The sequence below is a fragment of the Methylomonas sp. TEB genome, assembly GCF_047777895.1.
Taxonomy (GTDB): Bacteria; Pseudomonadota; Gammaproteobacteria; order Methylococcales; family Methylomonadaceae; genus Methylomonas.
In genome coordinates this window covers 1839938-1853000 of sequence record NZ_CP180476.1, presented here as the reverse complement: position 1 = coordinate 1853000, position 13063 = coordinate 1839938, and the positions used below count along the sequence as shown (strand labels likewise).

Genomic DNA, 13063 nt, shown 5'->3' with positions numbered 1-13063 from the left:
TGCTTGGAGCGATTCTATCGTTATTTTCAGGCTGACATAAATGAAACCGGGAAAACCACCTATGCTTACCCGGCCACAGCCTTATTAACCCGGCCCTATTTATCCCTGGTGCCCCGTTAGGGCTGAGCTCGTCGAAGCCTGAGGTGGCTCTTCGTTAAACTCAGTACCCTCAGGGCAAAGGCGAATGGCATTTCCGATCTACGCACCCGCTACATTTCACTAAATTTACATCCCGAGGTCCTTATGGATAAAGACAATACAGACAAGACTACCTATGCGCCTTTCGTTCTTCTCGACTCGGGAGAATACCGGTCTCTAATACTTTCCGACCAGGATATGGTTGAGAAATTGCATGTATTCGAAGAGCGGGCTGACGAAGGCTGGAATGGCAACGGTTACGACTGGAACTCAATTGCTCAAGTCGTACTATTCGAACAACTGCCCGATTTACAAGATGAGCTCGATTTCGATCCGGAGGCGGGAATGTTTTCCGCACAAGGATCACGTTCCGCGCTGGAACGTCTCGGAAAAGCAATGTCATTGGCCTTTAACAACGAAGAGGTACTTCGAGATCTGCTGTCACGGGCTGAACTTGATTGATCGGTTGGCGTAGATCGCGTGTTTATCTTTCCAATGCCCCGGCTTCACTGCCTTTAAGCTAGGTTGGGACCGTCCCTTCTCCCTCTGGGAGAAGGTTAGGATGAGGGGACCAATAAAGCCTCTTGCCTTATTTTATTCTCCTCACCCCAACCCTCTCCAGCAGGAGAGGGAGCTTTTTCTTAACTTAATGGCAGTAACGACTGAGCACCGAAAAGATGATGTTGCAGTTATTCATATTCCCCATGCCGAAACCGTTTCTCCACTCCGTTGCCGCTGCAAATAAACCCGCGTCAGCTCCGCAAATTCGCCCGGATTTTCCTTGATAAACCGCCGCTGCCAGTGGCTGCCGGTCTGTTGATTGGCAAGCCGTTGGCGAATCACATCCAGATAATTCTCACAATCAGCAGTGCAGATGCCCAAAGCCTGCAAGCCCTGAAAGGCACGCGGCACTAGCTCCTGCTCGATCAGCGCCGCCAACCTTAGTTTACGTTCCCCAAACCAGACGACATGACTATCCAAACCATGACGCGCGGCTTGATAAAAATTATCCTTAGCTTGGGCAAAGGATAACTCCGCCCTGCCCGCCTGACGTTCGTTGGCCAGATTTTTAACCAGTCCATAATAAAAGGCGGCGTTGGCAATCATGTCCAACACGGTCGGCCCGGCAGCCGGCGTACGGTGTTCGATGCGGATGTGCGGCGTACCGTCGGCATCAAAACCGACCAACGGCCGGTTCCAGCGCCAGATCGTGCCGTTATGCAGGCGTATGTGTTGAAACGCTTCCGGCGCATCGTCGAAATACTCCGGCAACAAAACCGGAAAATGCTGCTGGTTCTCGTCAAAGCATTCCAGGATCGAATGCCGGGCAAAATCGGAGCCAAAACTGACCCGGTGCAACGGCCCGTCGGCCGCGCCGGCGTAGCCGCCGGTGGCAATGGCCTGTTCGAACAAGGGAATACGGGTTTCCGCCCAGAGATCCTTACCAAACAAAAACGGCGCGTTGGCAGCCAACGCCACCATCGCCGCCGAAGCGATGATAGCCGCGTTATACACATGATGAGCGATGCTGAGCTGGCATTGGATGTGCAGTTGAAACGAGGTGGTGGCGGCTTCCAGCATCACATCGTGATGCTCTATTTTCAGATGGTCATGCCCGCATATATCCAGCAGAATCGGCCGGCCTCGGCAGCGCAAAATCTGTTGATTCAAGGCCCGGTAGCGATTCATGTCCGACATATTGCCCAGATGCAGATCGCTTTGCTGCAAGGTTGGCAAGGTGCCTATCGCCAACAAATGCAAATCCAGTTGCCGGGCGTGCTGTTCGGCTTGCTGCCAGGTGTTTTGCAAATCCTGATGCATGCGGCTGAATACGTCGCCGGTCAACGCCAGCGGCGGCGTGTTGAGTTCGATATTGAATTTGGCCAGTTCCGGACCGGCCATAGGGTGGGCAAAAGAGTGCAGATAGTTCTGATTCATCGGTGCCGGCCGCATGTAGTCGTCCAGCAGCCAAGCTTCGATTTCAAAACCAGCCACTGGCTCGGCTTCCGAACAAGCGCGATTTTTAATCCGCCGGCCGAGCAGTTCGGTTTCTGCGGATAGGCGTTGTTGAAAACGCTGAAAGTCGGCATCTTGATAAACTGCGGCATGAATTTCTTGACCCATGACATTTGCGCTCTTAGTCCGGCGGAACAGCAGTAAATAGTAAGATCGTTACGGCTAAAGCACGAATTTAATCCATTTATGCGAATTACATATCTGCCGTTATCTGGCTGACTAAATATCGGTAACAGCAATCCTCAACCACCGCTCCAACACCTTACAAACATAGGTTTGTTCGGCGTCACTCAACTCCCTGCCTTGCGGAATTTTATGCCATTTTTCCAGGCAGCCCCGGCAGCAGCAGGCGGTAGCGTGTTGCGCGACGAATACCGGATGGCCGCGAAACGGGGTTTGTTTGCCGTCATTGCGCGGCTCTGCAGCAGCCAGGCGTTTTTCGATAAAGTCTCGAGCATGGCTCAATACCGTTTCCAGGCCCTTTTTGCGCAAATAATCCCGGTCTTTGGCATTCAAACGAAACTGGCTGCGAAACTTGGACTTAGCCAAGCCGGCAAACAGTTCGTCCAAATCCCGCACGGCTTCAGGCTATCTCAACACGCCCGCAGAGGGCGTGTAACTATCCAATACATGGATGTAATTGGCACGCTCATAGGCACTGGGATCGATAGCGTGTTGCTGGCTGACACTGCCTTTCAGTTGGTTGATGGAATCGTATTCGTGTTCGATCAGCCATTGTTCCAGCTCCGCGCGAATTTCGCTGAGTTTGCCCACCCCTTGCGCCAACAACACGCTGCACAGATGCACCACGTCCGCGCCCGCCAGCAAGGCTTTGATCACATCCGCGCTTTGGTGAAAACCACCCGTGACCGCCAAGGACAATTTCACCCGGCCATATAGCAAGGCCGTCCAGCGGATACGCAGCAAGGCTTCGGCTTGCGTAGACAATTGCAGTTTCGGCACCACTTCCAGCGTTTCCAAATCAATATCCGGCTGATAAAACCGGTTGAATATCGCAATACCATCGGCACCGGCGGCTTCCAGGCGTTGGGCGAAATGAATCGGCGAGCTGAATTGCGGACCGAGCTTTAGGGTCAGCGGCAGGCTCACCCGGCTTTTTAACTCGCGCAGAATATCCAGATAGCGGTTTTCCACCGTTTCGCTGCTTTCATCGGCATTAGCCGCCAGATGGTAGATATTCAGTTCCAGCGCGTCGGCCCCGGCTTGCTGCAAGGCTTGGCCGTATTCGATCCAACCGCCCTGGGAAATACCATTCAGGCTGGCGATGATCGGAATATGCAAGCTGCTTTTCAAGCGTTGCAGATGTTCCAGATACTGTTCCTGGTAAGTCAAAATCTGCTCAGGCACCGGATGAAAGGAATCGGCCTCGCCATAGCCGATGCCTTGCCCGAAAAAAAACCGCTCCATCTGTTGCTGTTCGGCTTCGATTTTTTCTTCAAACAAGGAAGACATGACAATGGCCGCTGCGCCGGCATCTTCCAGCCGACGCGCACTGTCCAAGTCCTTGCTCAGCGGTGATGCCGACGGTACTAGAGGATGCGCCAGTTTCAGGCCCAAATAATTTGTTGTTAAATCAACCATGTTGGCTCTCCTGGGCAAGATCGGCTTTCAGTGCCGCTTTGGCAGCGGCAACGCTGGTGGCATCGCTCCATTCCAGCGCGGCCAGTTGTTGGTAGTAACGATAACGGTTTTTCACGTCTTGTTGCGCCTGTTTCAAGAAGGCTTCGGCGTGGTCCGGATGACTTTGCCAGAGCATGCTAAAGCGGGTTTCGCTCATCACAAACTCACGTAACGGCACCGACGGTTCCGGCGAATCGAGTTGCATCGGATTCTTGCCTTGCTGGATGCGGCCGGGATTGAATCTAAACAATGGCCAATGCCCGCTTTTGACCGCCAGATTTTGCTGCCTGTGATTATTGGACAAATCCACGCCGTGCGCGATACAAGGCGCGTAAGCGATGATGATGGACGGCCCATCGTGCGCTTCCGCTTCCAGGAAGGCGTTCAGGGTTTGCGTGTCCTTGCCGGCGTAGGCGACATGGGCGACGTAAACGTTGCCGTAATCCATTGCCAGTAGCGCCAGGTCTTTTTTCGCGGTGGCCTTGCCGCCGGCCGCGAACTTGGCCACCGCGCCCAGCGGCGTGGATTTGGAGGTCTGGCCGCCGGTATTGGAATAAACTTCGGTATCCAGCACCAGCATATTGACGTTACGACCGCTAGCCAGCACATGATCCAGACCGCTGTAACCGATGTCATAAGCCCAGCCGTCGCCACCGATGATCCAAACGCTTTTCTTGCACAGATAATCCGCTAGCGGCAACAGGGCTTGCGCGGCAGGCTGCTTTAGCGAGGGTAAATGCTGTTTCAATTCCGCGACACGTTGGCGTTGTTCGTAAAGGCCGGCTTCATCGGATTGGTCGGCTTGCAAAATGGCATCAACCAGTTCGCCGCCCAAGGTTTCCCGTAGCGACATCAGCAATTCGGCCGCATGTTCCGCTTGCTTATCGATGGCCACTCGCATGCCCAAGCCAAACTCGGCGTTGTCCTCGAATAAGGAATTATTCCAGGCCGGCCCCCTGCCCTCGGGATTTTTAGTCCAGGGCGTGGTCGGCAAGTTACCGCCGTAAATGGACGAGCAGCCCGTGGCGTTGGCTACCACCATGCGGTCGCCAAAGAGCTGCGAAGCCAGTTTTACATAAGGGGTTTCGCCACAGCCAACACAAGCACCGGAGAATTCGAATAAGGGCTGCAGCACCATAGAACCCTTGATGGTGTTAGTTTTCAGCTGCCGACGGTCGTATTCCGGCAAGGACAGGAAGTAATCCCAGTTTTGGCTTTCCGGCTCGCGCAGCGGTGCTTGTGGCCGCATGTTCAAGGCCTTGCGGCTGGCGTTGGATTTATCGCGGATCGGGCAAATATCCACACAAAGCCCACAACCGGTGCAATCTTCCGGCGCCACCTGATAACTAATGGATAAACCGGCCGGAAAATCCTTGCCCAGCATCGCAGCGTGTTTGAAAGTCTCCGGCGCATTGCTTAAAGCTTCGTTAGGCACGATTTTGCTACGAATCGCCGCGTGCGGACAAACCATCGGACATTTACCGCATTGGGTACACAAATCGGTTTCCCAAACCGGAATCTCCAACGCCAGATTGCGTTTTTCGTAAGCCGCGGTGCCGGTGGGGAAAGTGCCATCGGCCGGCATCGCGCTGACCGGCAAGGCATCGCCCCGGCCGGCGATAATTTCGCCGGTGACGCGGCGGATAAATTCGGGCGCACTATCCGCTATCAAGGCGGCAATATCGAAACCGCTGTCGGCCTGCTTAGGCAAAGGCACATGTCGCAAACCGGCCAGCGTTTCGTCGATGGCTTTGAAGTTTAAATCGACGATACGTTGGCCTTTTTTGCCATAGGTTTTTTGCACGGCGTGTTTAATTGCCTCAATGGCTTGCTCTTGCGGCAACACGCCGGAAATTGCGAAAAAACAAGTCTGCATAATGGTGTTGATGCGTTTGCCCATGCCGGACTTTTCTGCGACCGCGTTGCCGTCGATCAGATAAAACCTAATTTTCTTATCCAACATTTGCTGCTGCATCTTGCGCGGCAAGGTATTCCAAACCTCATCGGCCGATGCAGGGCTGTTCAACAGAAACACTGCTTTGTCGGCGGCGTTGGCCAGCATATCGTAGCGTTCCAGAAACACGGTTTGGTGGCAGCCGATGAATTGCGCGTCGTTTTCGCCGATCAAATACGTGGAGCGTATCGGCTTTGGACCAAAGCGCAGATGCGAGACGGTAATCGCCCCGGATTTTTTCGAGTCATAAACGAAATAGCCTTGGGCGTACAAATCGGTTTCTTCGCCGATGATTTTGATGGTGTTTTTATTGGCACCCACCGTGCCGTCGCTGCCCAAGCCGTAAAACATGGCCTGAAAGGTTTGATCGTGGGTATCGGTGCGGTAGGCCGCGTCCCAATCTAAACTCGTGTGACTAACGTCGTCGTGAATCCCGACCGTGAAGTGATTCTTGGGTTTAGCGTGTTTCAGTTCGTCGTAAACCGCCTTGATCATGCCCGGCGTGAATTCCTTGGACGATAAGCCGTAGCGGCCACCCACCACTTTAGGCAGGCTGGTAAATTTTTCGCCGTCGCTGAAGGCTTGGGCTACGGCAGCCAATACATCTTTGTACAAAGGCTCGCCGTCGGCACCCGGTTCTTTGGTGCGATCCAATACCGCAATTTTTTGGCAACTGGCCGGCAAGGCGTCGATCAAACGCTCCGGCGCGAACGGCCGGAACAAACGCACTTTCAACAAGCCCACCGCTTCGCCTTGGCGATTCAGATATTCCAAGGTTTCTTCCACCGCTTCGGCGCCGGACCCCATAATTACGATTACTCGCTCGGCTTGCGGCGACCCGACGTATTCGAACAAGCGATATTGGCGGCCGGTCAAACCAGCCAAGCGGTCCATGGCTTGTTGAGCAATCTCCGGCAATGCGGCGTAATAAGGATTAACCGACTCGCGGCCCTGAAAATACACGTCCGGATTTTGCGCGGTACCTCGCAGCACCGGATTGTCTGGGGTCAAGGCCCGGCCGCGATGTTCACTAACCCAGCTGTCGTCTATCATCGCCCGAATGATGCTGTCGTCGATCTCGACAATTTTGGCGACCTCGTGTGACGTGCGGAAACCGTCGAAAAAATGCATGAACGGGATGCGGCTTTGCAAAGCCACGGCATGCGCGACCAGCGCCAAATCTTGCACTTCTTGCGGCGAGTTGGAACACAACATGGCGTAGCCCGTCATCCGCGCCGACATCACATCGCTGTGGTCGCCAAAGATCGATAAGCCCTGGCAAGCCAGTGAACGGGCGGCGATATGAAACACGGTCGGGCTCAGTTCGCCGGCGATTTTGTACATATTCGGCAGCATCAACAACAGGCCTTGCGAGGCAGTGAAGGTGGTGGCCAAGGTACCGGCTTGCAGCGCGCCATGAATGGTGCCGGCCGCGCCGGCTTCGCTTTGCAGTTCGACTACACGAGGTACGGTACCCCAGAGATTGGGTTGATCGCGGGAGGCCCATTCGTCGGCCCATTCGCCCATCGCCGAGGACGGGGTAATGGGGTAAATTGCGATCACTTCATTGAGTTTATAAGCAATGCTGGCCGCAGCCTGATTGCCGTCGATGGTGAGGGTTTGCTTTTGCATGGGATAACCTTTTCAGGAAATAAAACGGGGGGCCGTCGGGCAAAGCCGACGGCTTTTTTATGATGCTCTAAGCATAGTCAAAAATTGCCTGACTAATTTTTAGTCAATTTAAAGATGTCCCAAACAGGACGGGCGATTGGCTGGTTTGCTCACGATTTGATCACAAGTTTATCCACAACTTCTGTGTATAACTGTACTTTTGGACAATGGCTGCCACCGAAAACAATAGCCTAAAACCCATAGACTCAAGCTGATTATTCCTCCCCCAACGGCTTATCCACCGTCTAACATTTGCAAACCTTGCGTTTATTCAGCCCAGTCGTCGCGCAGTACGATAGGCATCACTTTATCTTCGACTGCAATCACGGCCTTATTCAGCACCACCAATTGTTTATCCTCGACAAACTGCACACCCAACATATAAAAAATCGGCCCCCAAAACGGGTTGATCATCAAGCCGCCGAGCATGCTTTTCGCGCTGCGTTTCAAATTTTTTAACGGGTTAAAAGCGACGGCCAGCGTTTGCTGGGGATGCTCGGCAAATACGTCGGTGATCGGCTTAAAAGTCTGTTTATCCCGGCTTTCCAGTTCATCCAAGGCAACCGAAAGCTTGCGAGCCATTTTGTAAAAATGCAGACGCGCCGCAGTCGCCGATACCGCGAAGGCAATCGCCATCAGCGGCAACAGAATACTGGGCGGCAACAAGGGAGCGAAAGCCGGCGCCAGCAATACCAAGCCATATCCCAACATGACGGTATCTTCACCGCGTTCGACATCGCGGTCCAGATTTTTAACGATAGCAACCACTTGATTGCCGGACTGATCCAAATAACCTTTGTCTTGAGCCATATTCGTCTCCTTCAGGTTGAATGTGCAGGGCCTTGATTAGATGCCTGCGGTTAAAAAAAGTCAACTGTCAAACCGATACCAAATTGCATGCGCTACGGCCCGCCAACGCCCCACTTTGCTTGCAGATAATCGCGGCGCGTATCGAAAATACACTGCAACTTATCGCCGATAAAGCCATGCAGCAATTGCCCCAGCCAACCGAAGGGCATCGTATAAAACACGATGTCTTCCAATACGATGCCCTCCTCGCAAGGTCTTAGACACACTTCATGGCTCCAGAATCCAAATGGACCGACCGCTTGTTGATAGACAAACCTATTCGGCTTATCGCAGTGGCTGACTTCCGAAAGCCAAGACATGGGCACACCCAAAACCGCCTTCATCCGATAACGGATCAACAAGCCGGGGTAAATATCCTCGGGCACAGGCGACGTAATATCAACATGAAAAAACTCCGGCGTAATTTGATTTAAATAGTGCGGCGACGAGAAGAAAGCCCAAGCCTGCTGCTGGCTGAGCGCCAAGCGTTGCTGGCGGAGGATGTGGTAAATTTTCATGATACTGGCGGACGACGATGCTGGGCTACTGCGATAGCCAGCAATCTACCGTAAAAAAATTTTTGCGGTAGTGCAGCGTATGCACCGCAGCCTGAGGGATGCGGCAGTCCGGAAATCAGAACACTCGCGGGTGAGGCAAGGTGCGGGTAAACCCAAACAAACCGATGATTATTGAGTCTTGCCGCTTTCTGCTTTGATTTCAGCAATTAAATCGCCGAGGTTTTCGCGTTGTCTCAGCACGAAATTTCGGCTTTCCACCGCGGTGCGACTACCCAACACAATGATGTCCTTGCGATGTTTATGCGCCAGATAGCCGGCCAGCAAACCACCAGAGAATAAGGCAAGCGGATGGCGGATAAGCGCGCGGGTGATGCTTTTGCTGGCGTGCGTCAACCCCGAGATCACGATCCCCATCACCACGCCTTTGACCAAAATCTCGCCATTGGTCGGCGGTGCCATTCTGCCTTTCTTGCCTTTGCGCGTCGGCGACTTCTTAACTTTCTCGGTAACCGCCTGGTTTACTATTTTTGCTTGCGTCATATCCCTGTCTCCCAAAAAACCATACTCCGGATAACAGCATAATCCAAAACCCTTAAAACTGAACCCCGTTAACCGCCGCCGGCACTATTTACTGCTTTACTGACTAATTGTTGTTTAGCGCCCGGATTGGCGGCTTTGCTCAAAGCGGTTTGCAACAATTGATCTTGACCGTAAATATCCGGGTAAAAGCGCGGTTTATCGTCAAGGCCCACAAACACAGTGGTATAAAAAAACAATACGGGTATCGATTTTTTCAGCGTGACCCGCTGGGTTTTAGGCCCGGCCATAGCTTGCTGTATCGTTTGTTGGTCCCATTCGGCTTGGTCGCCCAGCACAAATTCCGCCAGCTTTTCAGCCTCCGCCACTCGGACGCAGCCATGACTGAGATCGCGGCGATCGCGATTAAACGCGGCTTTGCCCGGCGTATCGTGCAAATACACATCGGCTTTGTTCGGAAAAATAAATTTCACCCGCCCCAAGGGGTTGCTGCTGCCGGGTCGCTGCCTGGCGCGCACCCGCCCGCTCTTGATTTCGTCGACGATGCTGTCCTGATTTTCGTCTTCGTCTTCAGCGACGTCGGGTCCCACCAGCTCTATATCCTGACTCGCTAAAAACTCTTCATCACTCAAAAGCTTGGGCAGCATTTCCTTATCCATGATGCTTTTTGGAATATTCCAATAAGGCATGAATTCCAGATATTTCATGTCCTCCCAGAGTACCGGCGTCTGATTTTGCTCGGCTTTGCCGACGATGACTTTCATCGTCAGAGGCTGTTGATCGTCGCGAGAACTGAAAGCCCATAACTGAAACGCCGGAATATTCACAAATATCCTCGGCCCTTCCGGCAACTCCGGCATCCAACGCAAACGCTCCATGGCTAATTCAAGCATCGCAATTTTTTCGGCCGGCGTTTGATTCAATAAGGCCAGGGTCTGCTTACCGATCACCCCATCGGCTTTTAAGCCTTGTTGCTGCTGTAAGCGTTGCACTGCTTCAGTCGCGGCCGCATCGTAGAAATTTTCAGTGTTGCCGGCGCCGACGAGGTCTTCCGTTTTCAGTACACCCAACTCCGCCAAACGCCGACGCAACTCGGGCAATTGCGCGTCTTGCTCGCCTGGGCGCAGCGATTTCGCCAAAAGCAGTTTTGGCTTCTGCGCCCCGGTATTTTGCTGACGATAAGCCGCCAACAAAGTCTTTAACTGCTGATATTGCTTGAGTTTTGGCGCCAGCGCCGCCGGCAGTTCGGCAAGGGATTGTTGTTGAATATGTTGATTCAGCGATACCGCCACCTCGCTTGCCGATTTGGCCGCGAACTGTGGGGGATAATTGAAGTCGCGCGGATCAACCCGGCCAATATGTAGATCATGCGCGTAATGCACCAATGCTATCGACAAAGCCACGTCGTAAGAGACCAACTGCGTCGTTGCAGTGTGTGGCAGCGCAGCGGCTTGTTGTATGTAGCCGCGCAAACGCTCGACTTCGTAAACGTCCGGATTTAAACCATCGACTTTGGCATTGCTTAGCAGGCTTAAAGCGTCGTCGCGATTTTTCGCGGCTCGACCTTCTCCCAGCCAAATCAGCTGGTTGGCATTCATCTGATACAACTGTTTCAGCGCCTCGCTGTACTGCGAAAAATCGGCTTGCGCCAGTAAAGGCTGCTGTTTGCCGGCAAGTAACGATTGTATGGCTTGCCCTACAGACGGCTCCGGGCTCTGGCTGCTGGCGGATTGCGAAAAACCATACAACAGCATCAGTACCGTCAGCAGATACGGTGGAAAGTTGCGCCTGGTTGTGTGATTGGTGCGTGATACGGCTTGCTGGGTCATGATTTTTGCAAGTTCAAATTCGGACAAAGGTTGCCATATTGACAAAATACGGGCTCAAGTTCTAGTTTTGCCCGATAAAAAGGGCTTAATGGCATACAGTTCACCGATCATTGCCGCACCCTAAAAAGTTACGGCTAAAGTGATGCTGCTATCGGCAAAATACCGTGCAGGCTCAAGTTTTACAAGTTTGGATCATGCTGTTCAGAACATGTCGATCAGCATGTACGCTAGCTAACAAAATAAGCTCAACCGCCTGTTTGTAAATGATTTTTGCCGATCTAGCAGGCATCTGTATAAGAATTTACCGATTAACGGACAGGCGTATCGCGCTAGAATAGCGGCGTAAATTCTGTTTCAGCACCCATCCACGCCTATCGTTTTCATGCATCCCCATCCAGAACCTGAGCAAACCCCTAACGCCAGACAGCTGAATAGCGATTGCCGCTGCTCGTCGCTAAATCGCACAGCGTTGCGTCGCGAACTAAACAGGCTGGACGGAAACGGCGATTTGTATCGGATGATTGCGGACGAACGGCCGAATTTGTTTGCCGAGTCTGCGGTGTTTATCGATCAAGCTTGCCTGGATCAACAATTGGCAATCATCGCTGCACTGGAACGGGTGATTGCACTGCCGGCGTATCAACAACAGGTACTTACATACGCACCGGACGCGGCACGATTTTTAACTAAAGCTCATGGCGTATTTCTAGGCTACGACTTTCATTTGAGCGCTGACGGCCCAAAACTGATCGAAATCAATTCCAATGCCGGCGGCGCGATGATTAATGCATTATTGATTCGCGCGCAAAACAGCTGTTGCGAAATCGCCGGCAACCAGCAGCCTGGCACACTTAAATTGCCGGGGCAGGATACTCAGCCAGCCGAAACCTTATTTATCGACATGTTTTACCGGGAGTGGCGCGCGGAGCGTGGCTTGGCGCCGCTGCGCAGCATTGCCATTGTCGATGAAGACCCACAAAATCAATACTTGTGGCCGGAGTTTCTGTTGTTTAAACAGTTATTCGAACAACATAAAATCAAAACCGTAGTCTGCGACCCCAAGGCCTTGCGCTATGCCGACGGCGCACTTTGGCACGGTGATCTGCAAATCGATCTGGTTTATAACCGCTTGACCGACTTTGGCTTGGAATCGCTGGAATGCCGGACTTTACGGGAAGCCTATTTGGCCGGTGCGGCCGTGCTGACGCCGCACCCCAGAAATCATGCGCTGTATGCCGACAAAAGGAATCTGGTTTGGCTAAGCAACGACGAGTTTCTGCGTACAATCGGCGTCGATGAGCGCACCCGAACACTATTGCGAGAAGGTATCGCCCACACGATGCTGGTTGATGCGCAGAATGCCGATCAGTTCTGGGCCGAACGTAAGCAGCTGTTTTTCAAACCCGCCAGAGGCTATGGCAGTAAAGCGGCGTATCGCGGCGATAAATTGACCCGGCGCGTTTTCGAGGATATTTTGCAACACGATTATGTCGCGCAGACGCTGGTAAAACCCAGCGAACGGCATCTGGATGCCGGCGAGTTAAAACTGGATTTGCGCCACTATGTCTATCAAGGCCAAACCCAATTGCTCTGCGCCCGCCTCTACCAAGGCCAAACCACCAACTTTCGCACGCCGGGCGGCGGTTTCGCGCAAGTGGTAGTCATTCCGTAACGCACAGGAAAAGAGATGGCACCCGGCAGAGCGTTAATTATTATCGGCTCGGCCATCCTGGTGCTCGGCTTGATTCTTAATTATGCCCCATGGTTGGTGAATTGGTTCGGCAAACTGCCAGGGGATATTCGGATTCAGAATAAAAACAGCTTCGTGTTTATACCGATTACATCGATGATTGTGGTCAGCGTGCTGATCACATTGCTGGCCAACTTGTTTTTCCGAAAATAATCTTTCC

11 protein-coding genes are annotated in these 13063 nt (G+C 52.9%); 3 read left to right on the top strand and 8 right to left on the bottom strand.

What is annotated here, in order from left to right; genetic code table 11:
- The first annotated feature begins 243 nt into the window (after window positions 1-243).
- A complete protein-coding gene (locus ACMXD4_RS08360) occupies window positions 244-600 on the top strand; it encodes an Imm51 family immunity protein (protein WP_101055290.1) in 357 nt (118 codons plus the stop codon).
- Window positions 601-831: 231 nt separating this feature from the next.
- On the opposite strand, the gene ACMXD4_RS08355 is transcribed toward ACMXD4_RS08360, so the two are convergent.
- From ACMXD4_RS08355 to ACMXD4_RS08320, 8 genes are all read right to left on the bottom strand, one after another.
- Window positions 832-2262 carry a glutamate-cysteine ligase family protein gene (locus tag ACMXD4_RS08355; RefSeq protein WP_415880463.1) on the bottom strand — a complete coding sequence of 477 codons (1431 nt, stop codon included), beginning with the start codon at window positions 2260-2262 and terminating at the stop codon, window positions 832-834.
- A 111-nt stretch (window positions 2263-2373) separates the two neighbouring features.
- Window positions 2374-2733, bottom strand: coding sequence for a DUF4186 domain-containing protein (locus ACMXD4_RS08350; RefSeq protein WP_415880462.1), 360 nt, complete (start codon window positions 2731-2733; stop codon window positions 2374-2376).
- A 9-nt stretch (window positions 2734-2742) separates the two neighbouring features.
- Entirely contained in the window at window positions 2743-3756 is a 1014-nt protein-coding gene (locus ACMXD4_RS08345) for a dihydroorotate dehydrogenase-like protein (RefSeq protein WP_415880461.1), read from the bottom strand.
- On the bottom strand, window positions 3749-7381 hold the full coding sequence (nifJ, locus tag ACMXD4_RS08340; protein WP_415880460.1) for a pyruvate:ferredoxin (flavodoxin) oxidoreductase: 3633 nt from the start codon (window positions 7379-7381) through the stop codon (window positions 3749-3751). Before nifJ ends, ACMXD4_RS08345 begins: the two co-directional genes overlap by 8 nt.
- 306 nt (window positions 7382-7687) lie before the next feature.
- Entirely contained in the window at window positions 7688-8230 is a 543-nt protein-coding gene (locus tag ACMXD4_RS08335; protein ID WP_415880459.1) for a hypothetical protein, read from the bottom strand.
- A gap of 92 nt (window positions 8231-8322) precedes the next feature.
- Window positions 8323-8787, bottom strand: a complete 465-nt coding sequence (locus ACMXD4_RS08330) for an SRPBCC family protein (RefSeq protein WP_415880458.1) — start codon at window positions 8785-8787, stop codon at window positions 8323-8325.
- A gap of 168 nt (window positions 8788-8955) precedes the next feature.
- Window positions 8956-9327 carry a hypothetical protein gene (locus ACMXD4_RS08325; RefSeq protein ID WP_415880457.1) on the bottom strand — a complete coding sequence of 124 codons (372 nt, stop codon included), beginning with the start codon at window positions 9325-9327 and terminating at the stop codon, window positions 8956-8958.
- A gap of 68 nt (window positions 9328-9395) precedes the next feature.
- Complete coding sequence (locus tag ACMXD4_RS08320; protein ID WP_415880456.1) at window positions 9396-11153, bottom strand: L,D-transpeptidase family protein; 1758 nt, start codon at window positions 11151-11153, stop codon at window positions 9396-9398.
- A gap of 382 nt (window positions 11154-11535) precedes the next feature.
- On the opposite strand from ACMXD4_RS08320, the gene ACMXD4_RS08315 reads away from it, so the two are divergent.
- Both ACMXD4_RS08315 and ACMXD4_RS08310 read left to right on the top strand, forming a co-directional pair.
- Window positions 11536-12825 carry a hypothetical protein gene (locus tag ACMXD4_RS08315; RefSeq protein ID WP_415880455.1) on the top strand — a complete coding sequence of 430 codons (1290 nt, stop codon included), beginning with the start codon at window positions 11536-11538 and terminating at the stop codon, window positions 12823-12825.
- Window positions 12826-12840: 15 nt separating this feature from the next.
- A complete protein-coding gene (locus ACMXD4_RS08310) occupies window positions 12841-13056 on the top strand; it encodes a DUF2905 domain-containing protein (protein WP_415880454.1) in 216 nt (71 codons plus the stop codon).
- Window positions 13057-13063 lie beyond the last annotated feature (7 nt).

Bases quoted from the DNA above. Each gene is read 5' to 3' on its own strand.
- ACMXD4_RS08360 (WP_101055290.1), top strand. From the start codon at position 244: ATGGATAAAGACAATACAGACAAGACTACCTATGCGCCTTTCGTTCTT.
- ACMXD4_RS08355 (WP_415880463.1), bottom strand. From the start codon at position 2,262: ATGGGTCAAGAAATTCATGCCGCAGTTTATCAAGATGCCGACTTTCAG.
- ACMXD4_RS08345 (WP_415880461.1), bottom strand. From the start codon at position 3,756: ATGGTTGATTTAACAACAAATTATTTGGGCCTGAAACTGGCGCATCCT.
- nifJ (WP_415880460.1), bottom strand. From the start codon at position 7,381: ATGCAAAAGCAAACCCTCACCATCGACGGCAATCAGGCTGCGGCCAGC.
- ACMXD4_RS08335 (WP_415880459.1), bottom strand. From the start codon at position 8,230: ATGGCTCAAGACAAAGGTTATTTGGATCAGTCCGGCAATCAAGTGGTT.
- ACMXD4_RS08330 (WP_415880458.1), bottom strand. From the start codon at position 8,787: ATGAAAATTTACCACATCCTCCGCCAGCAACGCTTGGCGCTCAGCCAG.
- ACMXD4_RS08325 (WP_415880457.1), bottom strand. From the start codon at position 9,327: ATGACGCAAGCAAAAATAGTAAACCAGGCGGTTACCGAGAAAGTTAAG.
- ACMXD4_RS08320 (WP_415880456.1), bottom strand. From the start codon at position 11,153: ATGACCCAGCAAGCCGTATCACGCACCAATCACACAACCAGGCGCAAC.
- ACMXD4_RS08315 (WP_415880455.1), top strand. From the start codon at position 11,536: ATGCATCCCCATCCAGAACCTGAGCAAACCCCTAACGCCAGACAGCTG.
- ACMXD4_RS08310 (WP_415880454.1), top strand. From the start codon at position 12,841: ATGGCACCCGGCAGAGCGTTAATTATTATCGGCTCGGCCATCCTGGTG.